The organism is Guptibacillus hwajinpoensis, from assembly GCF_001039475.1.
Lineage (GTDB): Bacteria > Bacillota > Bacilli > Bacillales > Guptibacillaceae > Guptibacillus > Guptibacillus hwajinpoensis.
In genome coordinates, this window is the sequence record NZ_LELK01000001.1 from 1,209,397 (window position 1) to 1,235,371 (window position 25,975).

At 38.7% G+C, this 25,975-nt stretch carries 32 protein-coding genes and 1 tRNA gene; 14 read left to right on the forward strand and 19 right to left on the reverse strand.

Features of this window, described 5'->3' with window-relative positions; genetic code table 11:
* Positions 1-235 precede the first annotated feature (235 nt).
* A complete protein-coding gene (locus tag AB986_RS06125) occupies positions 236-781 on the reverse strand; it encodes a peroxiredoxin (protein WP_048309981.1) in 546 nt (181 codons plus the stop codon).
* 291 nt (positions 782-1,072) lie between these two features.
* Here AB986_RS06125 and AB986_RS06130 point away from each other — a divergent pair, with 291 nt between their 5' ends.
* Together AB986_RS06130 and AB986_RS06135 are read left to right on the forward strand one after the other, a co-directional pair.
* On the forward strand, positions 1,073-1,909 hold the full coding sequence (locus AB986_RS06130; RefSeq protein WP_048309982.1) for a mechanosensitive ion channel family protein: 837 nt from the start codon (positions 1,073-1,075) through the stop codon (positions 1,907-1,909).
* 63 nt (positions 1,910-1,972) lie between these two features.
* A complete protein-coding gene (locus AB986_RS06135; RefSeq protein ID WP_048309983.1) occupies positions 1,973-2,176 on the forward strand; it encodes a ChaB family protein in 204 nt (67 codons plus the stop codon).
* A gap of 35 nt (positions 2,177-2,211) precedes the next feature.
* Here AB986_RS06135 and AB986_RS06140 read toward each other — a convergent pair whose 3' ends face one another.
* The 4 genes from AB986_RS06140 to ccpC form a co-directional block, all read right to left on the reverse strand.
* Positions 2,212-2,457, reverse strand: coding sequence for a YkuS family protein (locus AB986_RS06140; protein WP_048309984.1), 246 nt, complete (start codon positions 2,455-2,457; stop codon positions 2,212-2,214).
* A gap of 370 nt (positions 2,458-2,827) precedes the next feature.
* A complete protein-coding gene (locus AB986_RS06145; RefSeq protein WP_048309985.1) occupies positions 2,828-3,943 on the reverse strand; it encodes an N-acetyldiaminopimelate deacetylase in 1,116 nt (371 codons plus the stop codon).
* Between the two features lie 5 nt (positions 3,944-3,948).
* Positions 3,949-4,668, reverse strand: a complete 720-nt coding sequence (gene dapD / locus AB986_RS06150) for a 2,3,4,5-tetrahydropyridine-2,6-dicarboxylate N-acetyltransferase (protein WP_048309986.1) — start codon at positions 4,666-4,668, stop codon at positions 3,949-3,951.
* 100 nt (positions 4,669-4,768) lie between these two features.
* Entirely contained in the window at positions 4,769-5,626 is an 858-nt protein-coding gene (gene ccpC / locus AB986_RS06155; protein WP_048309987.1) for a transcriptional regulator CcpC, read from the reverse strand.
* Between the two features lie 135 nt (positions 5,627-5,761).
* Here ccpC and AB986_RS06160 point away from each other — a divergent pair, with 135 nt between their 5' ends.
* Both AB986_RS06160 and AB986_RS06165 read left to right on the forward strand, forming a co-directional pair.
* Positions 5,762-6,502, forward strand: a complete 741-nt coding sequence (locus tag AB986_RS06160; RefSeq protein WP_048309988.1) for a sulfite exporter TauE/SafE family protein — start codon at positions 5,762-5,764, stop codon at positions 6,500-6,502.
* Positions 6,503-6,513: 11 nt separating this feature from the next.
* A complete protein-coding gene (locus AB986_RS06165) occupies positions 6,514-6,882 on the forward strand; it encodes a VOC family protein (RefSeq protein ID WP_048309989.1) in 369 nt (122 codons plus the stop codon).
* Between the two features lie 7 nt (positions 6,883-6,889).
* Here AB986_RS06165 and AB986_RS06170 read toward each other — a convergent pair whose 3' ends face one another.
* The 5 genes from AB986_RS06170 to AB986_RS22265 form a co-directional block, all read right to left on the reverse strand.
* Positions 6,890-8,416, reverse strand: coding sequence for an MDR family MFS transporter (locus AB986_RS06170; protein ID WP_048309990.1), 1,527 nt, complete (start codon positions 8,414-8,416; stop codon positions 6,890-6,892).
* Positions 8,417-8,475: 59 nt separating this feature from the next.
* Positions 8,476-8,925 carry a cyclic-di-AMP-binding protein CbpB gene (cbpB, locus tag AB986_RS06175; protein ID WP_048309991.1) on the reverse strand — a complete coding sequence of 150 codons (450 nt, stop codon included), beginning with the start codon at positions 8,923-8,925 and terminating at the stop codon, positions 8,476-8,478.
* Positions 8,926-9,027: 102 nt separating this feature from the next.
* Positions 9,028-9,759, reverse strand: coding sequence for an SDR family NAD(P)-dependent oxidoreductase (locus AB986_RS06180; RefSeq protein WP_048309992.1), 732 nt, complete (start codon positions 9,757-9,759; stop codon positions 9,028-9,030).
* A gap of 12 nt (positions 9,760-9,771) precedes the next feature.
* On the reverse strand, positions 9,772-10,845 hold the full coding sequence (gene corA, locus AB986_RS06185) for a magnesium/cobalt transporter CorA (protein WP_048309993.1): 1,074 nt from the start codon (positions 10,843-10,845) through the stop codon (positions 9,772-9,774).
* 257 nt (positions 10,846-11,102) lie between these two features.
* The gene (locus tag AB986_RS22265) at positions 11,103-11,261 is read right to left on the reverse strand and encodes a hypothetical protein (protein ID WP_161797337.1); all 159 of its coding nucleotides are present in this window, start codon (positions 11,259-11,261) and stop codon (positions 11,103-11,105) included.
* 143 nt (positions 11,262-11,404) lie between these two features.
* On the opposite strand from AB986_RS22265, the gene AB986_RS22270 reads away from it, so the two are divergent.
* On the forward strand, positions 11,405-11,551 hold the full coding sequence (locus AB986_RS22270) for a hypothetical protein (RefSeq protein ID WP_161797338.1): 147 nt from the start codon (positions 11,405-11,407) through the stop codon (positions 11,549-11,551).
* A gap of 352 nt (positions 11,552-11,903) precedes the next feature.
* On the opposite strand, the gene AB986_RS06190 is transcribed toward AB986_RS22270, so the two are convergent.
* Positions 11,904-12,284, reverse strand: coding sequence for a VOC family protein (locus tag AB986_RS06190; RefSeq protein ID WP_048309994.1), 381 nt, complete (start codon positions 12,282-12,284; stop codon positions 11,904-11,906).
* Complete coding sequence (locus AB986_RS06195) at positions 12,271-14,139, reverse strand: PAS domain-containing protein (protein ID WP_048309995.1); 1,869 nt, start codon at positions 14,137-14,139, stop codon at positions 12,271-12,273. The genes AB986_RS06190 and AB986_RS06195 overlap by 14 nt, the downstream gene beginning before the upstream one ends.
* A gap of 183 nt (positions 14,140-14,322) precedes the next feature.
* On the opposite strand from AB986_RS06195, the gene AB986_RS06200 reads away from it, so the two are divergent.
* Positions 14,323-15,153 (forward strand): hypothetical protein, encoded by an 831-nt coding sequence (locus tag AB986_RS06200; RefSeq protein ID WP_048309996.1) that lies wholly within the window; start codon positions 14,323-14,325, stop codon positions 15,151-15,153.
* Between the two features lie 13 nt (positions 15,154-15,166).
* Positions 15,167-15,463 (forward strand): DUF3892 domain-containing protein, encoded by a 297-nt coding sequence (locus AB986_RS06205; RefSeq protein ID WP_048309997.1) that lies wholly within the window; start codon positions 15,167-15,169, stop codon positions 15,461-15,463.
* A gap of 255 nt (positions 15,464-15,718) precedes the next feature.
* On the opposite strand, the gene AB986_RS06210 is transcribed toward AB986_RS06205, so the two are convergent.
* Both AB986_RS06210 and AB986_RS06215 read right to left on the reverse strand, forming a co-directional pair.
* Positions 15,719-15,794: transfer RNA gene (locus tag AB986_RS06210), tRNA-Val, on the reverse strand.
* Positions 15,795-15,894: 100 nt separating this feature from the next.
* Positions 15,895-16,449, reverse strand: a complete 555-nt coding sequence (locus AB986_RS06215; RefSeq protein WP_048309998.1) for a phosphatidylglycerophosphatase A family protein — start codon at positions 16,447-16,449, stop codon at positions 15,895-15,897.
* A gap of 183 nt (positions 16,450-16,632) precedes the next feature.
* Here AB986_RS06215 and AB986_RS06220 point away from each other — a divergent pair, with 183 nt between their 5' ends.
* The 4 genes from AB986_RS06220 to AB986_RS06235 all read left to right on the forward strand — a co-directional run bounded on the left by AB986_RS06220 (position 16,633) and on the right by AB986_RS06235 (position 19,270).
* Entirely contained in the window at positions 16,633-17,355 is a 723-nt protein-coding gene (locus AB986_RS06220; protein WP_048309999.1) for an alpha/beta hydrolase, read from the forward strand.
* Positions 17,356-17,464: 109 nt separating this feature from the next.
* Entirely contained in the window at positions 17,465-17,980 is a 516-nt protein-coding gene (locus tag AB986_RS06225) for a YjcG family protein (RefSeq protein WP_048310000.1), read from the forward strand.
* A complete protein-coding gene (locus AB986_RS06230) occupies positions 17,980-18,402 on the forward strand; it encodes a GNAT family N-acetyltransferase (RefSeq protein WP_048310001.1) in 423 nt (140 codons plus the stop codon). Before AB986_RS06225 ends, AB986_RS06230 begins: the two co-directional genes overlap by 1 nt.
* A 190-nt stretch (positions 18,403-18,592) precedes the next feature.
* Positions 18,593-19,270: a DUF421 domain-containing protein gene (locus tag AB986_RS06235; protein ID WP_048310002.1), complete on the forward strand. Its 678-nt coding sequence runs from the start codon at positions 18,593-18,595 to the stop codon at positions 19,268-19,270.
* A 28-nt stretch (positions 19,271-19,298) separates the two neighbouring features.
* Here the strand turns inward: AB986_RS06235 and AB986_RS06240 are convergent, their stop codons facing one another.
* The 3 genes from AB986_RS06240 to AB986_RS21070 all read right to left on the reverse strand — a co-directional run bounded on the left by AB986_RS06240 (position 19,299) and on the right by AB986_RS21070 (position 21,829).
* Positions 19,299-19,562 carry a hypothetical protein gene (locus AB986_RS06240; RefSeq protein ID WP_048310003.1) on the reverse strand — a complete coding sequence of 88 codons (264 nt, stop codon included), beginning with the start codon at positions 19,560-19,562 and terminating at the stop codon, positions 19,299-19,301.
* A 78-nt stretch (positions 19,563-19,640) separates the two neighbouring features.
* Entirely contained in the window at positions 19,641-20,552 is a 912-nt protein-coding gene (locus AB986_RS06245) for a hypothetical protein (protein ID WP_048310004.1), read from the reverse strand.
* A 95-nt stretch (positions 20,553-20,647) separates the two neighbouring features.
* Positions 20,648-21,829 carry a BMQ_0737 family morphogenetic spore coat protein gene (locus AB986_RS21070; RefSeq protein WP_053216051.1) on the reverse strand — a complete coding sequence of 394 codons (1,182 nt, stop codon included), beginning with the start codon at positions 21,827-21,829 and terminating at the stop codon, positions 20,648-20,650.
* A 157-nt stretch (positions 21,830-21,986) separates the two neighbouring features.
* On the opposite strand from AB986_RS21070, the gene AB986_RS06255 reads away from it, so the two are divergent.
* Positions 21,987-22,787: a hypothetical protein gene (locus AB986_RS06255; protein WP_048310005.1), complete on the forward strand. Its 801-nt coding sequence runs from the start codon at positions 21,987-21,989 to the stop codon at positions 22,785-22,787.
* 73 nt (positions 22,788-22,860) lie between these two features.
* On the forward strand, positions 22,861-23,007 hold the full coding sequence (locus AB986_RS22275) for a hypothetical protein (RefSeq protein WP_161797339.1): 147 nt from the start codon (positions 22,861-22,863) through the stop codon (positions 23,005-23,007).
* Positions 23,008-23,278: 271 nt separating this feature from the next.
* Here the strand turns inward: AB986_RS22275 and AB986_RS06260 are convergent, their stop codons facing one another.
* Positions 23,279-24,001, reverse strand: coding sequence for a glycosyltransferase (locus AB986_RS06260; RefSeq protein ID WP_048310006.1), 723 nt, complete (start codon positions 23,999-24,001; stop codon positions 23,279-23,281).
* 159 nt (positions 24,002-24,160) lie between these two features.
* Here AB986_RS06260 and AB986_RS21075 point away from each other — a divergent pair, with 159 nt between their 5' ends.
* On the forward strand, positions 24,161-24,916 hold the full coding sequence (locus AB986_RS21075) for a sulfotransferase domain-containing protein (protein WP_053216052.1): 756 nt from the start codon (positions 24,161-24,163) through the stop codon (positions 24,914-24,916).
* Between the two features lie 64 nt (positions 24,917-24,980).
* Here AB986_RS21075 and AB986_RS06270 read toward each other — a convergent pair whose 3' ends face one another.
* Complete coding sequence (locus AB986_RS06270) at positions 24,981-25,964, reverse strand: glycosyltransferase (RefSeq protein WP_053216053.1); 984 nt, start codon at positions 25,962-25,964, stop codon at positions 24,981-24,983.
* Positions 25,965-25,975 lie beyond the last annotated feature (11 nt).

A 25,975-nucleotide genomic window follows, 5' to 3' on the forward strand; every position in this document is an offset into this window, starting at 1 on the left:
ATGAATAGTATTGATTTTTGGCTCATTTACGCCCTGTGGTGACCAATCGGTTCGAGCAAATTCATTTGCTCAGACGATTGGTCACCACAGGGCGACCTTTCAGCAGAGCTGAAAGGCGAGTGAAACTGTCACTCGAATGAGCCAAAAATCGAGAAATCAAAATACGAGCTAACATAGCCATTCAAATAAAAAAACTCCAAGGAGGTTGTCCTCCTTGGAGTTTTGGTTACGCATTTTATTTAAGTGTTTCTTGACCTGGCTTCCAGTTCGCCGGGCAAAGTCCACCAGTTTGAAGTGCTTGTAGCACACGTAGCGTTTCATCTACGTCACGGCCGATGTTGTTATGGTTAACGACAGAATACTGAAGTTCACCTTCTGGATTAATGATGAATAGTCCGCGAAGTGCAACACCTTCATCTTCAATAAACACGCCGTAATCTTTAGAAACTTTATGATTAGTATCAGCAGCAAGTGCGTAATTAAGGTCACCAAGACCATTATCGTTACGATCCGTGTTGATCCATGCTAAGTGAGTATGGATTGTATCTGTTGATACACCAACTACTTCTGCATCAAGATCATCGAATTCTTCGAAACGATCGCTAAGTGCTGTAATTTCAGTTGGGCACACAAAAGTGAAGTCCATAGGATAGAAGAAAAGTACTGTCCATTTATCGTTTTTCATGTTTTCTTCAAGACTTACTTTACCGAATTCTTTGTTTGTCATAACTGCTTCCATTTCGAAGCGAGGTGCTTGTTTACCTACCATGCGTTCTACCATGTGTAAATCCCTCCTAGAAAATATCCTGCGGCTTTCGCCCACAAATGCCATTATAGTACACGAGTTATTTTTAGTCAATGTTAAATGATAATTAATTTAATCTAAGGAATAACCCCGACTTCTCTATCGTACCCACGTTTATTGGCAAATAAACAGGGTACTTTAAGTATAACGAAAATCTTGCTATTCGTCTTGTTTCAACACTTTACTTGAATTTACACGACAATTTTCGATATACTTTGACTTGTGTTATTTGTACATAAGACAAGGACTTATAAAGGAGGAAATGATTTGGAACTTTTCAACAACATTGATTGGGCCGGTCTTCTAGTCGATACAGGCTTAATCTTATTGAAGCTAATCGCAATTCTTATTGTTTATGCGATTGTAAAAGCAATCGGAAATCGTTTTATTGAAAGAACCTTTGGTAAAGTATCAGAAAAACAAAACATGAGTGAGGGAAGATCGAATACGCTAATGAATTTAGCGAAAAGCATCTTTTCTTATGTTCTCATATTCATGGCAGCAGCCATTATATTTGAAACGTTTGGATTTGATATTAAAGCACTCATTGCCGGCGCCGGTATTATTGGTCTTGCCGTAGGATTTGGTGCTCAAGGTCTTGTAAGTGACGTTGTTACTGGATTTTTCATTCTGCTTGAGAAACAAATGGACGTTGGAGACTATGTGACTGCAGGTGGATTTGGCGGCATCGTTGAGGAAGTCGGCCTACGAACAACACATATTCGTTCATTTGACGGAACGCTTAATTATGTACCAAACCGAGAGATCAGTGCTTTAAGTAACCACTCACGAGGAAACATGCGTGCACTCGTTGATATTGGAATTTCTTATGATGATAATATTGATGAAGCGATTCGAGTTATTCAAGGTGTGTGTGATAACGTTGCTGCTACAAACGAAGCAGTTATTGAAGGTCCAGATGTATTAGGTGTTCAGAACCTTGGATCATCAGACGTTGTTCTACGCGTACTTTGCAGAACTCAGAATATGGAGCAATGGGGCGTTGAACGCCAGTTGCGTAAAGAAATTAAGGAAGCACTCGATGCAAACGGCATTGAAATTCCTTTCCCTCATCAAGTCTATGTGGAGAAGAAAGAGCAGTAATCGTTTATACTCTTTCTAACATGGGTAAGGTAATCACAGATCTTTCAAAGGAGAGTGATTCCATTGCCTTACAATTCACGAAACGATTTACCAGATCAAGTGAAGGACAACTTGCCCGCTCACGCTCAAGATATTTTTAAAGAAGCTTTTAATTCTGCTTCTGAGCAGTACGATCAAGAGAAAACAGCTTTCAAAGTAGCTTGGAGCGCAGTCGAGCAAAAGTATGAAAAGAACGATAATGGAAACTGGGTAAAGAAAAATAGTTAAAAAAACGAACCCCTCTGTGAGGGGTTCGTTTTTAGTTACTGATAACGACTATCCACCTGCTGGCAAACTTGATCAGCGGTCATTCCATCAGCGTTTATAACAGATCCTTGAGTCGATACCGACTGCATACCCATTACATTTTGATCCTGTCCTGAAACGACACAGCAGTCACAGCCACTAGCATCACTTTCTTGTTTCAATGATACAACTTCGTAACCTTTCGATTGAAGCGCTTGTGCTACGTCAGAAAGCGTATCTTCAACAGCTATTCTCTTGTTCATACTCTTCACTCCTTTCAACTATGTATCTTGACCAACAAGATTATTTTCTCCACAAAAATGGAAAATATGTATACAGTGGATAATAATCTCATTTATTTAGAAGGCTCTATTCGTATACATAGTTACTATATGAGTGAGTTGCTTTCCGCGGGGCGGGCGGTAAGCATCCTTCCGCTCTAATCACTAAGTATGTTTTTTTGAATAATTGTCTTAAAAGCAACAATCTTTTAGAAAGGCGAGTGAAACTAAGGTTTCACTCGAATGAGCCAAAAATCGAGAAATCAACAATATGAGCTAATATAGCCTTTAGAAAAGAGCCATTTACAAATAGTCATAACCCCCTGAGCGTTTGCCCAGGGGGTTATGATCGTTAATTTGCAATACGATTAAAGTAATCTGTCATCACTTGAAATGCGGTCTCCATCGCTGCTTCATCTGGCATTAAAGAAGAAGAATGTAAACCAGAATCCGAGTTAACACCAAGCCAGAACATAAATCCTGGAATTTCTTTAAGGAAATAGCCAAAATCTTCGCCCGTCATTGCTTCTCGACATTCAATTACAGAAACATCGGAAAGCTTATCAGCTTGCTCCATAAATTCACCTACAAGAGCTGTATCGTTGTTAACCTGGAAGTAGTTTGACCCATAGTCAATTGAAGCACTACATTCAAATGAAGCTTCAATCCCTTTAACGATTGCTTCAATCCGTTGCTTTACAAGAGTCATCGATTCTGCTGAGAGACTTCGAATCGTACCTTCCACTCTTGCTTTCTCAGCAATGATGTTCTGCTTTGTACCGCCCTCAATTTTTCCAACAGTCACGACCGCTGAATCAAGAGGATCAATATTCCTAGCTACAATTGACTGGAATTGGGTAACAAGGTGACTAGCAGCAACGACCATATCACGAGTGTGATGAGGATAGGCTGCATGTCCACCCTTCCCCTTCAAATCAATGAAAAGTTCAGACGTATTAGCAAAAAGCAAACCAGTTTTTGTTGCAATTGTACCAACTGGATACTCTGGTGCAATGTGAAGTGCAACCATTTGGTCTGGCTTCCAGGAAATAAACTCTTCACTATCTAGCATAGGTAATGCTCCACCAGGTCCCTCTTCTGCTGGCTGAAAAATAAACAACAAATGATCCTTCACTTCATGAGTTGAATAATATTCTAGTAGCGAGAGAGCGATTGTCATATGAAAATCATGCCCACATGCGTGCATATATCCTTCATGATCTGACTGAAAAGGGTACCCTGTCTCTTCTACTATCGGAAGACCATCAATATCTGTTCTGTAGCCAATCGTTTTCGTTGGGTTTTGACCCTTAACCTTGACCAGAATTCCTGTCTTCCAAGTCTTCACTTCAAGACGATCTTGAGGAAGGTTTTGAATAAACTGAAGAAGATAGCTTTGCGTTTTGAACTCTTTAAAGCCGATCTCAGGAATTTTGTGCAAATCTCTTCGAACAGCAATCCTATCCATGATTATTAATCGTTTTGAAGCTGACGAAGCTCTTTTTTAATTTCCGTTTTAGAACGTGTTTGGTCGTCAATATTCTTCAATACACGAGCAGGTGTACCAGCTACAAGTGTATATTCTGGAACGTCCTCTGTTACGATTGCACCAGCTGCTACGACTGCACCCTTACCAACTTTTACACCTTCTAGAACAACAGCATTAGCACCTATAACAACATCATCTTCAATGACAACTGGGCTCGCGGATGGCGGCTCGATAACGCCTGCAAGTACAGAGCCTGCACCAATGTGACAGTTCTTACCTACAGTTGCACGTCCACCAAGAACAACGTTCATATCGATCATCGTGCCTTCACCTACGACAGAACCGATGTTAATCATCGCGCCCATCATGATTACTGCATTATTACCAATCTCTACTTGATCACGAATAACTGCACCTGGCTCAATACGAGCTTGGATTCCTTTAAGATCAAGCATAGGAATAGCTGAGTTGCGACGATCGTTTTCGACAACGTAGTCTTCAATCTTAGAAGATTCAGACTCAAGTGCTTTCTTGATCTCTTTCCACTCACCAAAAAGAACACCAGTATTACCCGTAATGAAAGACTTTGTGTTGCTACCAAAGTCAATTCCTTCAAGGTTCCCTTTAATATGTACTTTTACAGGAGTTGATTTCTCACTGTTTTGAATAAAGCTAATAATTTCGTTTGCATCCATCATTTTCATGGTGTATGTTCCTCCTTTAATCATCATGCATGAGCTACAGCTTCAGCATGTTACTCATTTTATCGTACATGAACGTAATCGTGAAGTCTAATCTTAAAGGCTAATCATTTAACAATTCCATAAATTTCTGCACTTGCTTAAGCTGCATCGCTGTATCATTTGTTAATAACCACGTATCTCTTTTCAGTGGAGCGCCTTCACGATCTGAAAGCGGAATTCTGAAAAACTCCTTATCATCTTCCGTGATGCTAATCGAAGGCAAGATGGCGTACCCTATTCCGTTCAATGCCATTTGTTTACACGTTTCGATTTGATCGACTACAATTGTCTTTTTCGGGGGAGCAAAAGACTGCGTTTGCCACCAGGTTTGAATTTCTTGAAAGTAAGTCGAATCGCTTTTGAATTGAATAAAAGGCTTTTCAGTTACCCGAAGCTCCTCAATGGATTGTATCGTAGTATCAACAAGATACAGTTCATCTGAAAGTAAGTACTGACTCCTCCCTCTCCAATCAGGCTTACCCCTAATAATCCCAACATGTATATCATCTTCGTATAAATAACGTAATATGTCACTGCTCCACCCAGTTACAAGTGATATCTTTACACTTGGATAATGTTCCACGAATTTCTTTAGTACTGCCGGAAGCCAGTATTGTCCGATAATAGAGGCTACTGCAAGTTTAAGCGTTCCGTGAACTTCTGAGCTAAGTGCAGTTAGGGCTTCGTACACCTTCTCTTCTCTACGCAACGTATCATTAGCAAATGAAATAATTCGCTCACCAGCAGGCGTAATCGTAAGACCTTTCTGTGACCTGAGAAAAATTGAAACTCCCCATGTTTTCTCAATGGACTGTAGCCTCTGACTAAGCGCTGGTTGTGAGACATACAACCGCTCAGCAGCTCTTCGCATATTCTTTTCTTCTGCCAGAATAGAAAGAACGTGATATTCTGAACTCATTTTCAACCACTACTCCCTTATCTTCAACTACATTTGTTCATAAGTTATTCTTATCATAAATCATCATTATAATCTAATTTCGTTATGGTTGGAAGAGGAATATACTGTAGGAAGAACCACAAAAGGATGATGGCAATGGAATGGTTATGGTTATTCGTAATTGGAATTGTGGCAACGTTCATTGGAACGTTGTCTGGAAGCGGTGGCTTGATTAATGTTCCTGCTATGATCTTACTTGGTCTTCCTATTCACTCGATCATATCAGCGAATAAATTCTCTAATATGCTCAGTTCTTTTTCAAGTTTTTACGTACTGCTTAGACGAAAAGAATTGGCGTTCAAAGAAGCAATGAAAACGGGTCCGATTGCACTTGCTGGAGGTATACTTGGAGGATTATTCGCTTCGTCTCTCTCGCAACAATCGCTTCAACTGTTCGCAGGTGGAATGCTAATTGTAGCGCTTGGGCTATCTTTTTTAAAGAAGAAAAAAACCAATTATTCCTCAAGAATTGTTCCTAGCAGAGCTCTACCATTCGTTGGAGTGATTGGTTGGTACGACGGAACGTTTGGACCGGGTCAAGCAACCCTTCAGATGAATCTATTCCGCCATGTTGGGATCTCCTATCTTGCTTCAATCGGATTAACTAGATTTAATACCTTTTTAAGTTGCACAGGTGCGGTGGTCGTCTACTTCTTCAGTGGCCATTTAAATATGATGATTGCAATTCCACTTGCTATTGGCTCAATTACAGGTGCTCAAATTTCAGTCAGGATTGCAGACAAGCTTACACTTGGTCAAGTTAATTGGTTACTACGCTCCATGACAATACTTCTCATTTTCCAAGTATGTTATAGCATTTTCACTAAACAATTCTAGGAGTGAGTTACATGTCTTTACAGTATAAACGCCTACATCACATCCAACTATGCATACCACCCAATCAAGAAGACGTTGCAAGAGATTTCTATATTAATACGCTTGATTTCAAAGAAATTCCCAAACCGGAACAATTAAAGAAAAACGGTGGTTTCTGGTTAACGGTTGCGAATATTGACATACACATTGGGGTGGAAGAAATGGGGTTACCAGGGAAAAGGCACCCTGCTTTTGAGGTAGAGGATTTAGAAGAAGCAAGAATGCACCTAGAGAGTAAAGGCGTTTCCTTTCAAGAGGAGACACAAATAGAAGGATATGAAAGGTTCTCTTTCTTTGATCCTTTCCGTAATCGAATTGAATTCCTAACACGAATCATTTAACCCCGGCTCATGAGCGAACCGGGGTTTCTTTTTTGGATAGTTTCGGTATGAAAAGAAGCAATAGGAAACTAAAGAGAGCCAGTATAAATACACCACCGTATACCCATTTAAGTGAAATCGTTAAACCGTTTTGTAAAAGATCGAGTTGCGTTGGATCAAGGGACTTCCTTTTCGATTCATTAAGTAATTGATTTGCGGTATTAATGGAAATATCCTTAGCAGTCGCTTTTTCTGTTAAGTAGTGTTGAAGTCTACTGTTAAGAACTCCGCCAAGCAAAGCTGCTCCAACTGCGCTGCCTAGCGTCCTCATAAACATATTTGTAGCTGTAGCAATTCCTCGCTGTTGCCATGAAACTGAGCCCTGGATAGCTACAATAAACGTTGTCGATGTTAATCCCATCCCAACTCCAATGAAAAATGAACCCACCCCTGCAAAAATTGGACCTAGTGCAGGCGTCATAAACAGATAAATAGTAGAGCCAAGTATAAGAGAAATGCCACCGAGCACCGACGTTGTCCTAAAGCCAATTTTGATTACTAGATTACCAGCAGCCGTTGAAGCAATTGGCCATCCAATCGACATGGTTGTTAATGTAAAGCCTGCTACAATTGGTGAACGCTCCATCACCCCCTGAACAAAGGTAGGTAAAAAGCTTGAGACACCAATTAAGATCATCCCGGTCGTAAATGTGACAGAGTTTGAAATGGCAATAACAGGACTACTCCAAATACTAAGCGGCATTAAAGGTTCTTTCGCCTTCTTTTCAACATGAAAAAACAGCGAAATTCCAGCAGTGGATAAAATAATTAATCCTACTATTGGTAACGAAGTCCACTCCCACCGTACACCGCCTTCTATTAAGACAATCATTAATGCGCTAACCGAAACGAGTAATAAACCCGCTCCTCCGTAATCAATAGACTTTTTCTCCTTATCGATTGTTTCATGCAACAACAGCAAAATGCCAATAAGCGATAGAATACCAAGTGGGATATTCATCCAAAACACCCATGACCATTCGATATACTGTACGAATAGACCACCAAGCGCTGGTCCAGCTATAGCAGAAATACCCCATACGCTTGCTAAATACCCTTGAATCTTCGCCCTTTCTTCCATTGAATACATGTCTCCAACGATTGTAAGGGCAATCGGTTGAACAGCTCCTGCTCCAACACCTTGAATCAAGCGGTAAATGATGAGCGCTTCCATCGATTCAGCAAATCCGCACAACAGTGAACCTATTAGGAAGACGACAATGCCAATGGTATAGATCGGTTTGCGACCGAATAGATCCGAAAGTTTCCCAAAAAGCAAAACCGTTATAGCTGACATAAGAAGATAAGCTGAAAAGACCCAACTGAACTTTGAAAATCCCCCAAGATCACCGACAATACCTGGCATCGCTGTAGAAACAATCGTCCCTTCAATAGCAGCCATAAACATACCAATGATTATCGCAACAAGGACAAGTGGTCGATTGGTTTCTTTCGTTCTATAACTTTGGACGATTTGCTTTGTTAGCGGTTTCATTTTTTTCAACTCCGTATATGTAAAAAACCCGGTCTACGTACCGGGTTAACTTCTTAAGATTACCTAACAGAAGATTCGTGCAAGTACCGATTCACAAATTTCAAAAGCGCTCTTCTTGTTAAGATTCCTTTGAATATAAACTCATCATCTACAACACACAAAAAGGGATGATCAATCGAAAGCTTTAACCCCTTAAAGAAACCATCTTTCTCGTTAATACATGGAATTTCTGTATTCATTACATCTTCGACTACGTACTCACTTAATTTCTCAAATTCAATTCGCTCAATGCCTAGAATAGAATCTAGAATGAGCGGCTGACTAATTAATCCTTTTAACCGATACTGAGTATCTAGAACAGGTATAGAAGAATAGCCAGATTTAATTAAAATAAGCATGGCGTGTTCCAATGGGTTAGTAAGTTGAACATGCGCGACTTTTTCTGCGGAAATGACGAGATCATCAATTCCTGTTTCATACAAATTAGGTAAATCCATATGTTTAGCCATTTAAAACGTCCCCTCAAGCATAATTCGCTTCGTATTATTTCTGTAATGAAGGTCTTTTATTATAGTAACACGAAAGGGGATTGTCCGTTAACTGTTACTCCATTAATGTTCATAAATCATTTTCCGGGTCATGCCCCCATCAACGACAAGGTTCTCTCCCGTCACAAAATCATTTTCAGGATTGGATAAAAAGAGACATGCTCTGCCTATATCCGACGGTTTACCAACTCTTCTCGATGGGTGCTGTTCGTGATCAATATCACGTAATGATGCATAATCTTCAACTTCAATCCATCCTGGGCTAATGGAATTAACAGTAATTTTATCTTTCGAAAGAGAGATGGCAAGCGCATGTGATAGCGCCACAATCCCTCCTTTAGTAGCGGCATATGCTTCACTATTTGGTTCAGACATTGAAGCTCTCGTTGATGCTATATTAATGATTGAGCCACCTCCACTCTTTCTCATAAGGGCAGCTGCGCCCCGTGAGCCAAGAAACACACTTCTTAAGTTCGTATTTATTACGTGGTCCCACTCTTCAACGGAGAGTTCATCCATTTGTTTAAAAGCTGTCAAGCCAGCATTGTTAACAAGAACATCAAGGCGACCGTATTTCTCCTCCGTTTGGTTCATTAACTGTTGAATTTGGTCTGGATTACTAACATCTGTAACGATAATATCAGACGTTTCATCCTTCATTAAACTAGCCGTTTCGTTACATCCAGCTTCGTTTACATCTGCGAGGATTACTTGACTTCCTTTCTCGGAATAAGCAATGGCTACACCTCTCCCAATACCGTGACCAGCTCCTGTTACAATAACAACTTCCTTCATCTATGACTCCTCCTAAAACCAGTTTTTACGCTTGAAGTAAACAAGCATAAGACCCGTTATTATAATCATCACAATCCAAACCGCAGGGTAACTCCACTGCCAGTCCAATTCTGGCATATTAGTAAAGTTCATCCCATAAATACCTGCAATAAATGTTAAAGGAATGAAGATCGTTGATACGATCGTAAGTACTTTCATAATTTCATTCATTTTCATGCTTAAGCTTGAGTAATACACATCAAGTAATCCGTATAGCTGACCTCTAGATGTTTCAACCATGTCGTTTGCTTGAACAATATGGTCGTGAATATCCTGTAAATAGAATGAAATGTCTTCCTTTATATACGATACTTTACGATTAATCAATTTATTTACAACTTCACGAACGGGCCAAACCGTTTTCTTAAGTTGTAAAATTGTATTTTTGTACTCATTGATATCCTGTAAAGAGTGATTATCTGGATTCTCCATAATCATGCCCTCTAATTCGGCAATCCGATCATCCATCTCATCCATAATGATAAGGTACTGATCAAATATCACATCCAAAAGTGAATAAAAGAGAAAATCAGCCCCTGTTTTCCTTATTCTTCCTTTGCTCTCCTTTAATTGCAATCGAACGGGATCAAACAAATCACCGTGTTTTTCTTGAAATGTAATCACAGTGTTCTCAGTTAAAATAAAGCTTACTTGTTCAATGTCTAAATCAGTACTATTTGGCGCTAAATCGAGCATTTTTACTATGCCAAGTAGGTGATCTTCAAAAAAATCAATCTTTGGTCTATGTTCCGTATTTAATATATCTTCTGTCGTTAATGGATGTAGACCGACCATCTTGCTAATCTCATCTACTAATTGAACGTTATGTACACCATTTACATTTATCCAAGTTACTTTATCTGAGTGAAATACTTCACTCAATTTCTCCAAAGAAATATCTTCATATTCGTTTAGATCTTGGTCATCAAACTCCACAGCTGTTACGCTTACTTTCTCTGTTTTCTCTTCACCTATGTAAACAAGAGAGCCTGGAGGCATACCTTTCTTCTGTGTTCGATTTCTTCTAAGTCTTTTACGAATTCCCATCACTCTTCCACCTCAATTCATTTCTAAAATACCCTATTCTCTTCAATTAGAAACCCTAAACACACTTCCCTTCCGAGATTACGATCAATCCTATAATCCAAAGGCTATGTGAGATCATATTTTCGATTTCTCGATTTTTGGCTCATTCGAGTGAAACCTAAGTTTCACTCGAATGAGCCAAAAATCAACACTGTTCATTAACATAGACAATTCAAAATGACTCAATAATAATAAAACAAAAAAACCCGCAATGCGGGTTAGAAAACATCCTCTTTTTTAATGATTTCTTCATAATGTCGCCATAAAAATTCTCGATCATAATCAGCAGAATCCGTTTTTATCCCATTCCATATGACAACCATAAATAACGCAAGACCTAAAAAAGTAACGAGCAGTATGAGCATGACTAAGGCCATAACCTACCTCCCCAACCTCTTTTCTATCAAGGTATGATTGTCCGAGGTAGTATAGTCCTGGTTAAACACCTAAATTGGGTTATTCTTTTATCTTGGTGGGTATTGGAGTTAAAAAGGATTCTATAGACAAAGGAGGTGATGAGTTGGACCATTCTAGAGAAGATGTTAAACAAATAGAGGATAAGGCGAAAAATGAGCAGCAACAAGCTGAGAAAGCTAAGAGGGTAATAAAAGATGCTAAGAAAAATGCAAATCCCCAGCGTGAGAACAATGAATTCCCTTCTACGTAGACATTGTCGCTAATAGAGTAGTGGATAAATTCCGCTACTGGATGCTCCAATTAGCTATGTGGCTTTTTATAAAAGATTGTTGCTTTTGAATCGTATATTGTATAAAAACCAAACTTCGCAAATTGGAGCGGAAGGATGCTCGACTCCTGCGGGACTAGCGGGACAGGTGAGACCCCACAGGAGCGTTAGCGACGAGGAGGCTCACCGCCCGCCCCGTGGAAAGCGAGCATCCTGGAGCGGAAATTAACCACTTATCTAAAAGCAACAATGTCTATGAAAAGAGCCTTTAGTATAAAGACTAAATAAACATAAAAAAGATGTCCCCTAACATCTAATAGGGACATCTTTTTAGTTACCGTTCAATATTTAATTCAATTAAATTCCCATCAGGATCAGAGACAAATAGTTGAGCGAACCCACTTTTACTATAGTAATTTTCGTGTATTTCGATTCCGGTTGATTTCAGCCATTTTAACGTTTCTTCATAACTTTTAACCCGAAACGCAAAGTGACCTTCTCTCGATGTTAGTTCATCTGTGCCTCTAAGTGTTGAAGCTTCAGGATAAACGATCAAATGCAATTGCTGACTGCCTACTTGATACCAGGCACCAGGGAAATCAAAGGCTGGCCTTTCTATTTCATTTAAGCATAGAATATGACTATAAAAAGATTTCGCTCTATCAAGGTCCGTTACAGCAAGACTTACATGATGAAGATGATTAATCGCAATCACTTTTTTCACTCCTAATTCCTATACGATTCTTATTCTGATCCACATGAGATGGTAGCGTAATTTGGAAGATGGTTCCTATTCCCTGTTTACTACTAACGTCAATGTGCCCTCCGTGCTCTTTTACTACTTTATAACTTACCATTAAACCAAGACCAGTTCCTTTCTCGGACGTTTGGTAGTATGGTTCTCCAAGTCGATCAATAAGATGAAGCGGAATACCGTCCCCATTGTCTTCAACTTCAATCATCACTTCACTTCTCTTATCAGTGAGTGTAACTCGTAAAGTACCGCCAATAGACATAGATTCGATACCATTCTCAATGATATTCGTTAGGACTTGATTAATATGCGATCGGATGCATTCACAATAGATTTCTGCATCCCCATATACTTCAATCATATCAATACCGCTATCAATAGCCTTCGTAGACAGACGCTCAATCACTTCTTTGAGAAGTGTGTTCATATTAACAGACTCAAAGGAGGAGAATTCCCGCTTGGATAAAAGAAGAAACTCGTTCACAATTTCCTCTACCTGCTCCATTTCACTGCCAACTACTTTTAAGAGTTCTTGATTAACGGAATCGTTCCCAGCTAGAAGCTGCAGAAATCCCTTTATCGTTGAAAGTGGATTTCTTATCTCGTGAGCCACTCCTGCAGCTAAATCACCAAGAACATGGCTTGTTTCTGTTTTACGCAAGTTTTCTTCAGCGTTTTTCATCTCAGTCACATCACGAATAATGACAAGGTGATGCCCTGGGTAAATATGATAGCTTAAAGTGAAATTAAACACTTGAGTTTCATTCGTTATAGGATTAATTCGTTTCCCTTCACCACTTCTGCCATATTCTGATGAATGATCCCACATAATCTCACATTTATTCTCAAGTTCTGAGTAATGAGAATGAATCACAGAGTTATAATCAATATCAAACATTCGACAGCACGCACGATTCAAATTAACAAATATACCTTCTTCATTTAATATAGCCATGCCATCCAGTGCGCCTTCAAATAATCTGCGAAAACGTTCTTCACTTTCTTTTAGTTCAACGATCATTTTTTTCGTCTCTGTAATATCACGGTAAATGGTCATGTATAAATTTCCGTATATACTTTTCTTTGAAGTAAATTCAAGATGCTTCTTATTCCCGCCAGCCATCGTGAATTGAATATCACCTCGTATTTCTCCACGTTCTTCTAATTGTTTTTGAAACGATTTACCGATTGAAACGTTTGTACCTTCGAGGAAATCAAATAAATTATATAATTTAATTTCCTCTCGGCTAAGATTAAATAGTTCACAAGCAGCAGGGTTTGCATCAACAATGGAACGATCCTCGTTCCAAATGATGATCCCATCAAGAGCACACTCAAATACACTCGTTAATTTCTCTTGGTTCTCCATCATTTTATTAAGAAGATCGGTTTCTAACGTAACGTCTCTTATAATCGATAAATTCAGGTCTCTATATGCTTGTAGGGTGATAGACAGTTCAACAACCTTACGTTTTCCATTCATCAGAATGATTGGCAGTTTCTCTACAACGTACCCCTTTTCTTGTAACTCGCTCCTCATCTTCCTAAAGGCTTCTCTTCCTTCAGGAGCTACGTGATACCCAATGATTTTAGTCTTAATTGTTTCTTTATCAAGCTCGAATATCTCACAACAAGCCTGATTCACTTCAATAAGCGTTCCTTTTTGAGTTGATAATGTCATACCATCTCTCGAATGATTAAAAATATGATGAAGCTTATAGTTATTTTCAATTAGCTCGGTTTGTAGTTCAGTTGTTTCCTTAGAGCCGTCTTCAATTAAGGAAGAATTCCCTTTTCCTTCTTTTTTATATCCCATAGGCGGTCTCCTTTTGGTGTCGTTGACGTAATTATATCATCTCTTTGTTCAAAACCTAAAAAATATCTCTTAGTATTTCGAATATTTACAAATAAGCGAAGAGTTATCTACACGTAACTAAGTATATACAATCCATGCTTGTACAAAATAATGAATGATTCCATTAACTAAAGGGTGAAGAAGATGAAAAAACTTGCGACAGCTCTATTTATGCTCTTACTTCTAACGCTACCTGTACAAGTATCTTCGCAAAACAGCATAAATCAAGTACTCCCTTTGGATGGAGAAGTGAAACTACTTAAATGGGAGAAAGCAGATGAAATAGTTCCGCGTAAATCGATTTTCACGATCGTTGATGTTGAAAGTGGCAAGTCTTTTCAAGTTCAAAGAAGGGCTGGTAGTCGGCATGCTGATATTCAACCGTTAACAAACAAAGATACGGAAGTAATGAAAGAAATTTATACAAAGTGGAGTTGGAAGCGCAGAGCTGCTATTGTAATCGCTGATGGGCAAATGATAGCCGCCTCCATGAATGGGATGCCACACGGAGCAGGTGCATTAGACAATGGATTCAACGGGCACTTTTGTCTACACTTTCTAAACAGTACCACACACGGCTCATCTAGTCCTGATCCTGCACACAAACTAATGATACTTAAAGCAGCAGGTAAAATAGAGGAGCATTTAAGTAAACAAAGCCCCTCTGAAATAGTCGATTCTCTTATGATTGCTATTAATAATTCGGATACCACCCTCTTACGACAAATCGTTCCTTATGAACAGGTAAACTTAAAGTCCCTTTCTGGCATTCACGTTACGAATTGGAAAGTAATAAAAAGTGAACGATCTAAGAACAATCTATTTCTACATGAGAATGAAACAAAAGTCGAAGTCTATATTAAAGAAAGTGGAACGATCACCACCGTCATTACTCTTCCTGCTAAACGCGATCCGCTATCTAGCCGATGGCGAGTTGATATCTCATCACTGCTTCAAATCGCTAATCAATCTTAAGGAGATGATAAACATGGATCGTTTTGATAAAGCTTATCAAAATTATCTTAGCAATGGATCTGGAGGGGAAACACATCTAGAGAATACAGATGGCATGAGGATTACAGCAGTTCGGAAAAATGATGATGGTGACCTCATTGCATTCCAAACAAATACTGGAGAAGAGCTGGATTACCTTCAAGCATTAGAAGCAGCAAAAAATGGTTCTCTATCAGGGATAGACGTTTTTCAAAAATACGGACGTGAAATTATTCGAAGCGAACCTGATGGATTAAAAGAAAATAACTTGGATTATTTGCCGGAGTTTTAATGTGGTTTGGCTCTATTAGGGTGGGTTAACTTTCGCTCCAGGGTGCTGGTGCTAAGTGTAATTTTTTCAATAACAATCATTTAAACAACAGCACATAGCTAATTGGAGCGGAAGGATGCTCGACTCCTGCATCCTGGAGCGGAAATCACCACCCCATATTTTTATAGCAACAATGTCTACGAAAAGAGCCCTTTAATAAACCATTAAAAAACGGCATCTCGAAATAATCGAGATGCCGTTTGAATTAGTTATGTATGGTGATCCGTATTGGGCTCGAACCAACGACCTCTACCCTGTCAAGGTAGCGCTCTCCCAACTGAGCTAACGGATCAATTAAAGACATTTATAAATATACCCGAGGAATTCAATTTCTGTCAATACTTTCTTGTGAAATAGTACGATAAAGGAGCACTGTATGTGCTCCCTCTTAACTAACCAATTCTTTCTTCTTTATCTCTTTTCTCACGCTCTTCTTTATCAAGTGCTTCTTCACGATCTCTTAATCGATGAGCAAGGCGACTTGAAGCATTCGCTGCGATACTAGCAATAAGGTCATCTAAGAAAGTGTGAACGCCTTTGCCTTCTTTCGTATCAAGTTTCTCGATGATACCGAACTTCTGTTTATCAAGATGACCAAACGTTGTAACGGCAATGCTACCATAGCCAAATACGGCACCAAGCGCAATTGTCTCATCTACACCGAATAAACCTTCATCTGTTTCAACAATCGATTGAAGAGGCTCGGATAGCTTTCCTTGTTCAGCAAGCTTGTCCAGTTCAACTCCAACTAGCACGGCATGCTGAATTTCGCGTTTTGTAAGGACTGCCTCTACACTTTCCGTACAATCAGCCATCGATAAATCTTCTACATATGGAGATTGCATTTCGAATACAATCTCTGCGATATCCTCAATTGTAACACCACGTTCTTTAATTAGGGCTTTCGCTGCTGCCTCTGTTTCTCTACTATGCACACGTTTTCTCATGATAGAACCCCTCTCTGTAAACACATAATGCATCTATGTTAGAATCATTATATCACTTACTATTTTTAGATTGTCAAATAAAGTGAAAATTTCAACCAATCACATTATAGCAGGTGAATCACCCATTTGCTTGTGAGATAATGACTTATTAGAATTCCTAACAACGATTCAGGAGGCACTGACATGAACAGAGGTACATACAAAGATGAAACAATTTACAGTAATTATCTAAATGAAGAAATTCCATTTCAAGTTTATTTACCTTACAACTATTCACCGCTTTATAAATATTCGTTTTTAATCGCGAATGATGGTAGCGATTACTTTAAACTAGGTAGACTTGGTCGCACAGCTGATGAACTTATTGAAAACGATGAGATTGAAGAACTAATTATCGTAGGCATTCCATATAAGAGCGTTGAAGATCGTTGGAGAAAATACCATCCAGACGGTGAGCAGAGCGATGATTACTTAAGGTTTCTTGCGAATGAACTCGTTCCCTATCTAGATAAGGAATATGCAACTTACCATCTTGGCTACGGTAGAGGGTTAATCGGTGACTCACTTGCAGCAACCGTTGCATTACGAGCTGCACTTGACTATCCCCGTACATTTGGCAGAGCTATTCTTCATTCACCATTTGTGAATGAAGAAATAATGGAGAAAGTGCAAAAATTCCCTGAACCTGAGCTGATTGACATTTATCACATCATTGGAACGGAAGAAACGGAAGTTCCGACGACAGATGGTAAGACAAAGAATTTTATTGAGCCAAATCGTGAGCTTAACCAAATCATTGATGATAAAGGTTTTGATTATTTTTATGATGAATTCGAGGGTGGTCATCTTTGGAAGCATTGGCAGCCGGACATGAAACGGGCGCTTTTGCACATGTTTAAACTGTAATAGTCTCTACCATTTCTTATTTTTGAATTTTTGGTATAATTATAAATGGAACATTATATGACTCGTCCATCTATGACTATCGAGTACATCAACCAGGAGGGAATGGAATATGAAATACGGCATTGCAATTTTCCCATCGAAAAAACTACAAGACGTTGCTAACTCCTACCGTAAACGTTATGATCCGCATTATGCGCTCATTCCACCACACTTGACGCTCAGGGAAGGCTTTGATGCAACAGAAGAAGAAATCCAGAAGCTAACACCTGTATTGCACAAGATTTCTGACGAATCGAAACCATTTTCTTTGCATGTTTATAAAGTTGGATCGTTTAATCCTGTTAATAATGTCATTTACCTTAAAGTAAAGGAAAACGAAGTACTAGATGATTTACACCGACAGTTGAATCCAGTAGAAGCATTGTCAGAAAGAGATTATAACTTTGTCCCACACATTACGATCGCTCAAAACCTTTCGGATGATGAGCATTCTGACGTATACGGAAGCATGAAGATGAAAGAAGTTAACCATGAAGAATTAATTGATCGATTCCAGCTCTTATATCAGCTTGAAAATGGGATGTGGACTGTTTTTGAAACGTTCCACCTTGGCAAAGTTCGCTAATGATAGTGAAGGTCGTCGAATCTAAGAATGAGCTAGATGATGCATTTACGGTAAGAAATACTGTTTTTGTAGAAGAGCAAAAAGTTCCGGCTGAACTTGAAATAGATGAGCACGAAAATGACGCAACTCATTTTGTAGCTTATGATGATCGAACTCCTGTGGCTGCTGGTCGCATTAGAGTAGTCGATCAAATGGCTAAAGTTGAGCGGATTTGCGTATTAAGTTCTTATCGAAAAACGGGTCTTGGCCAAGAATTAATGAGTACAATCGAAGAACAAGCAGAGAAACTGAAGCTCTCCAAAATGAAGCTTAATGCACAATTGTCGGCAGTAGGATTCTACAATAAGCTTGGGTACGAAACAGTTTCTGGAGAATTTATGGACGCAGGTATCCCCCACGTAACAATGACGAAAGAACTTTGACACTGGTAATCGCCAGTGTCTTTTTGTATTCTTACATCACTTTGGATTATCCAAATACCTTACTCTTACTTCCAGGAGATTTGAATTGGTTCGTTTTTTTTACAACTAGAAAAAGTAAACTACTTTATAATTAATTCACCTTCCTTTCGCACATGCTAAGAAAGCAAATCGAAACGGAGAAGGTGTTCCTTTGAATATTGGATCTATTACGCTTGAGTTACTCGTTGGTTTCGTCGCGTTATTGATTCTAACAAAAGCTCTAGGTAAAACGCAGATAACCCAAATCACACCTTTCGACTTTATTTCTTCCCTTGTACTTGGAGAACTAGTTGGAAATGCCATTTATGATAAGCATGTTAATATCTTTTCAATTATGTATTCCGTTTTCCTTTGGGGCATTTTAATTTACTTTGTTGAATGGATTACTCAAAAATTTCGCGGCACCAGAGCAATCCTTGAAGGAAGTCCAGCCATTGTCATTCATAACGGTCAAATCAAGCGAGATCAGCTAAAGAAAAACAAACTTGATATCAATCAACTTCAAAACCTTTTAAGGCAAAAAGACGTCTTCTCTATGCAAGAAATTGAATTTGCTGTACTTGAAACGAATGGAAGCATTAGTGTTCTTAAAAAATCAGGTTATCAACAAACAACTAGAGAAGATCTGAATCTGAAACCAGAGAGAAGTTATTTAGCATATTCGATTATTTCTGATGGAAAAGTGGATTGGGGGAATTTGAAGGAAGCTGGCCTAGATGAAAACTGGCTTAATAAAACCCTAAAAAAACATAAGATCGACCACCCAGAGCAAGTTTTACTACTGGAGTGGAAAGTAGATGAAGGGGTCTTTTTGCAGAAAATGGATTAATAAAAAAAAGAGCAGATACTTCCTGCTCTTAAAACCAAGAAAATCCTTTTGGTTCATCGTTCTCACTGGCTTCTTCATTCTGGTCTTTACTTTCACTTTGTTCATTCTCTTCACTTGTATCGTTTGAACTTGGTCCAAAGAAACCCCACGGATCTTTGCGAACATCTCTAGGTTCCTCTTGTTGTTCTTCTCTTTTGTGGTGATTTCGTTCATCGTGAATAATGACTTCATCTGCTTTAACAATTAATTTATTAACATGAATTACTTTTGGCTTTCTTTTCTTTTCAGACATTCAGTGCCTTCCCCCTTTTTACTAATACACAGTATCCTATGCACAGGAATCTCTTTGGGTATGGGCAACTTAGATGAACTAATAACTGATCGCGATTTGATTGGCGACTCTGATTCGATAATTGTCACTTTGGAAATATACAAATCCTTCGATACTAACCGCCTCTTTGAACTCAGATTTAATCGGTATCTGGAAATTGTTAATTCCGATTTGTTCACCAGGCTTTAGCGTGATCGGTTGAAGTGGCGCGACCCATATTTCTCCTTTCTCTTTCGATTTATCATACCAATCATGATCAGTGTAAACCCACTGGATTTGTTCGTTAGAATTAGCTCCTCTTGTTTCTGCTTCTTCAATTGAAAAGATTTTCCCTTTCAATGTCGCTTTCTCAAATGGATTAAAGCGAAAGCATACAATTGGAGTATGAAGATTTGTGTTCCCTCTGTTCTCGATTGTCAAATCCCCTCTAATAATCAATAATTTGTTATCACTTAAGATCAGCGACGTATTAAAGTAACCAATGGCATAATTCTCTTCAACCTCTTCATTTTTAATAACATCAAGCTCAATTTCCGGGGCTGTCATGTACTTTGCTCTTTTTTCTAGCGATTTCACTTTTCCTTTTAAATGATCAAGCATTTTATCTTTTTCATTAATCTCAATTTGCATATCAGCGAGTAAAGCTTCATAGCTTTTTATTTTAACTTCATATATTTTCTTAGTGTTGTTAGCCACACTGTTCTTTTCGATTTCAATGATTTTCTCTACATTTTCTTTTGTTTTGGTTTCAAGATCTTGCTGTAACTCTTCTAATTCCTTTTTCAATTGATCCAACTGTTCATCCGTTTCTTTTTTTGAAGATAACTCGGCTTCAAACGTTTGAAGTTGATCTTTTGCAAAGATTAACTCTTTCTCAAGCTCTAGCGATTTCTCCTGAAAGAACTTTGTGCGTGAAATCAAACGGGAATAACTTAGCTTTTCTCCTTGCATGGATCTTCCTCCCTCCTAACAGAAACTCATCCTCTTTTATATGTATGCTTTTTCATAACAAAAAAGTGCAGGAAATGAAATCCTGCACTTAACTTTTAGTGCTTTTTCTTATACTTAAGGTCATCAAAATTAATACAGTCATCAATTTCAAGTTCGCCATCTTCAACTTCAACCATACCAGAATTATAAACTGTTTCTCCCCTATGGTTTAGTAAGTGGACTTCGAACCATTGGTTCTCCTCTTCAACGACAGCTGCAAGTTTAAAGTCACGATGTTTTCCGTGACTTGTAACACCAGTACCTTCAATAATGAACTTCAGACCGTCTCCACATTCTTTACACTGCAATGTGTTTTGATCGAAACCTGTTGCTTTATATGTGAAGTTTCTTTTCCCGTCGCTAGAGTCTGTATCGTAGTAGTTAAATTTCATTCTGCTATCTGCCATGCTGCAATCGGAGCAAATATCAGCATAAAGAGTTATTTTACCTGCATCTTCTTCAGAGTCACATTCTCCACTAGCCTCTCCAGAAAGCGTGCAATCACAACTAGGACGCGGGAAGATATCTGGACACTGTTCAGGGAATTCAACCGGCGGACATTCATGGTAATCGTCATCATCAAAATCCAAATCATTGTTACGAGGTGAGCAGAATTTAGCCATAACTTCGAGCTTTACTTCTGCCTCTACTTGGATATCAACGCAGAAAATAACTTCTAGTTTAAATGATGTTGGTGAAGGACAATTTAATAATACAGTGCCTGACGGGATGCGGCAAATGATTTTTGTGATTCTACAATATAAGTCTGTTCCGTTCGGGAAACAAAGAACAAACGATTCGAGTACTGAGGTATTACAATTTACCTCCGTGACAATCTCACCATTTCGATCGACTACCATAACCTGCATATCTGCTGTAAAGAGAAGATCCACTAATTGTGCATCAGCAAAGCCTCCTCCTCCAGGTAAGGCAACACTCACATCTCTTTTCTCCCCGATTTGTTCACATAGAAATCCTTCTCCTTCTTCCTCACTCCCAGAGAGTGGGAACAGAGGCGGAGTCTCAGGGGCATTACATACGATACGTAATGGACGGCGTGATGGATCTCCCATCGCTTTTTCAATACAAGCAATCTGCTCATCAGTAAATTCAATTTCTTTTTTAACTGATAGCTGATCGGTCACCCAGTCGTATACTTTTTGAACGCGAATGCACTCATCCTGCAAGCTGTTAGTAGCAGTAGGAACTGTGCGTTTTTTATGTGGCTTGTGACCCATATTGTTCCTTCCTTTCTTTCACATGATAGGTTGATTCCCTACATAGTATGGAATGAGCACAGAAATGTAACTAGTAAGGCTGCCCAAATTTCTATGAACTGTAAATCACATGGAGATGAAACTGGGATCTGATTGAAAGAAGGAGAGATGTGTTCCTATGAGTGCAATCTATTGGAAAGGCGTTAAGATATCCACGATAAATAAGGATGAAAGTAAGATGCTTCAAACTCTATCGCCCTATTGGGGGCTTTTGTTTGAACCAACTAATGGTGAATTAAGAGAAGGGTTAGCACATTATAACGTTTCAATTTCAGGGATAACGACAGCTAACTACAATCGACTTCATCATGCGTTAGAACATACTGGATTAGATTTGCAAAACGAATCAAGTCAAGCAGCTGACTTACATGTAACAATTCAATCGGATCATGCGATTTCTTATCCTATTTCAATTACGATAAACAACACCACCTACAACCTAAGGCAACCCTCGACTAAGAACAGAGAACTTCATTCAATGATCTATGATGGAATTTGGTTACCTGCAAAAGGATCGAGCATCGTGATTCGATTTCATCCGAATTCAAAACGTGACAGTGATAAATGGATAAGTTATTTACTTATTCAAGCTTTCCTAAGAAAGTCACTTAAACCTTTGTATAAAGTATCTTTAACAGATTATAGAAAAATTGCAGCCAAAACGATTCAACAAATTAATCCTGTGTTTGCTCAAAATCAAGCGATTCAAAAGGTCCCAAATAGTGAATGGCCAGAGTTAGCCCATGTTCCTGCTCATTTGCAAGAAGATGTTCCAGTTTCAACAAAACCTAAAGAAGAAAATACCATTCAGCCCTTCCAGCCTAAGGAAGACAATAGTGATACGCTTGCATTTAATCCGTTTAAATTTCAAAACAAATCAAATCGAACATCTGTTATTAATCCGTTTAAAGGCAGGTAATCAACCTATACGTCTAAACCTCTAGTCGAATATGCTAACATATGAAAAAAGTTTGCAAACGTTCAGGAGGTTCATGATGAGAAAGAAAGATTTACAAGCACTTTATAAAGAAGTCAAAAGTCGTCCTAGAGTAGGGAGACCAAAATCAACAAAAGCAGCAACTAAATCTGGATGTCGATCATGTGGCAAAGTAACATGGAAGCCATCTCGGTCAGAGTAAAATAAAAAGGCTCTATTCGTATATAATGCTGCTGAAAGAGTATGTCAATTTCCGCTCCAGAATGCTCGCTTTCCGCGGGGCGGGCGGTGAGCATTCTTCCGCTCCAATTAGCTAAGTCAGGTTCTATTAAAAAAAGCCTTTTAAAAGCAACAATCTTTTAGAAAAGAGCCAATAAAGAAACACAAAAGAGACAGTCTCTTTTGTGTTTCTTTATGACAAGCAAAGCTTGAATGAGTTTATAGAAATACATATAGCTCTAGCTATTGAATAGTTAACGCTTATACCTCTTTGCTTCTTTTACAATTAATTCCTTCATAGCCTTTCTGTGCTTCTTTTTCACAAGCTGAATTTCTTTTTTTATCGCTACTGCGTTTTTTTTCGTGCCCATATTTTGATGAACACGATACCTTACAATCGGGCTTGCAAGGTACTTGAAGTAATGCTTTTGTAGTACTCGAAGCCATAAATCATAATCCTGTGTGAATTGGAGCGATTCGTCAAATAATCCTACTTCGTTAAAAACGGCCATTTTCAACATGACTGTACAGCCATTTATAGGGCACCCATTTTTCAATTTCCTATAAAATAATAGGCGATCAGGATACTCCATACCGATTGGACCACTCACCGGAACACTCTTTTCATTAATAAGGATATATGAGGCATAACTTGCAGAAAGGCAATGAGTTTTCATAAAGTTGATTTGCTTCTCAATTTTGTCTGGTTCATATATATCATCTGAACTGAGCCAGCTAAAATAATCTCCTGTAGCTACCTTTATTCCTGAATTTAATGCACTTGCTGTTCCACCGTTTTCTTTTGTAATGTATGTGATCTGTTGCAAAAAAGGTAGCACTTTTTCCTGATGAATGGTAGAACCATCATTTACTACGATAACCTCAACATTTTTGTATGTTTGATTAAGTGCACTTCTAATCGATTGATCGATATACGCACAATTGTAAAACGGGATAATGATGGAGACTTTATCCACCTTCTACTCCCCCCTTGATTTTTACTACTACTAACTTATGCATCCAAAGTGAATAATGCATGAGACAATTTGATATATTCCTTAGTTGATATCATCCAAACCAAATACATAATAGAAACATATCTTGGAAGTAGAAAGTAACAAAGAAAGGATGATAATATGACTTCTTCCGACTTGATCAAGCCCTTTTTTGTTAATTCAATTGCAAAAAGCGGAACACACCTTCTTCGCCCATTACTAGAAGGCGTTCCTAACTTAAAACATGACGCGTTTATTTATCCCGGTCATCTTCATCAGCTGGATGAGCACAGAAAGATCCTTTCCAAATTAAAACCAAATCATTTCGCAAATGGTCATCTTTTTCACTCACAAGAGTACGTTCAGATGATAAAACAATTACATCTTAAACAACTTTTTTTATATAGAGATCCACGGGATATTGTTGTTTCATATGCTTACTTTTTCATGAGATTTCCTGATCACCCCTATCGCCGTTTCTTTACTGAGAATAATATGTCTGTTAAAGAAAGATGCTCCTATTTTATTAATGGAAACCTAACCGGAGGGCTAGTAAGACCAAACATTAACAATTGGTATCGAAAGTTTCTTGGCTGGAAAAACGAAGATGGCGTTCTTCCTATTTCTTATGAATCGCTCGTTCATTCGGATTTCTCTCAAAAAGAACAATTAGCCAGGATCCTTCATTACCTAAATGTTGACAAACAATCACTTGAGATTGACAAAGTAATCGAACAAATGCAGCGTAATGCGGATCCCTCTAAGTCTCTGACATATAGAAAAGGGACCTCAGGTGACTGGCAAAAGGAGTTCGATGCGGATTTGAAGAGTGATTTTAAAACAGTTGCAGGAGACTTGTTAATCGAATTAGGCTATGAAAAAGATAAGAATTGGTAATCGTAAAGAAGGCCTGATCTAGGCAGATCAGGCCTTCTTATTTGTCATTGGTAGTATAGTAGATCTACTTTCCCTTTGCCATATAAAATTTAAGCGCTTCTTCAAATAGCTGGACACTTCTCCCCCAGGTCCATTTTTCAGCTTCCTTCTGGCCCTCTTGTGCCAAAACACTTCTTAGCTTTGGTTGTTCAACAAGCGTTGTAACATCCTTGAGGAGTTTATTCTCATAGCGGTACGATAAAAGACAATTTTGACCTGGTTTGCAATAATCCATATTTCCACCAGAATAAACGGTAGCAAGGGCAGCACCGCATTTCATTGCTTCAAGTCCAGGAAGTGAAGCCGTATCATACGTGGATGAACTAACGAATATATCTGCATTATTTAAATGCTGGACAAGCTGTACATCGTTGCTTGGGGTAATTGAATTAAAAAGGGGATTTGAATGTATTTTCCGAAGTTTTGGAGATGACCTTAATTCACTCGGTGGGGTAATTAAATTGACTGTCACCTTTGGGTATTTCTGTTTGACCATAGTCAGCACATCAATTAAATATTCTTGTTCACGATGCCACGAATATCCGCCTTCAGGAATACGTAACATACTAGTCACCTGAAGCCCTACCGTTGACTTACTGTTGAAATTCCTGAAAACATCACTCACACCTACAGGCACGATCTTCCCTTCAATTCCATGGTTCAAGTTAATAAGCTGTTGCTGCCAGTTTGAAAGTACAATAAGGTTTTTACTACTATGATAGCTTCTAAAAGATGCCTCATGATCGGATAAAAAAACAGGCTCATAACATAAGCTAATACGAACGTGAACGCCTTTCCCGCTATTCGCAGCTTGTTCACAAACATCCGTTAACGTGTAGAAATTCGACACGATAATATCGCCAGTTGGTATATCACTTGACGTTATCGTTGAGCCTTTGGTCCTGATTACTTTAACATTAACCGGATATTCCACAACACCCTGAGGAGGCATGATAAAGCACACTTCATGCCCTTTAGCAGCTAATCCATTGGCTAATTCCGAGAGCATCCGTTGAGCCC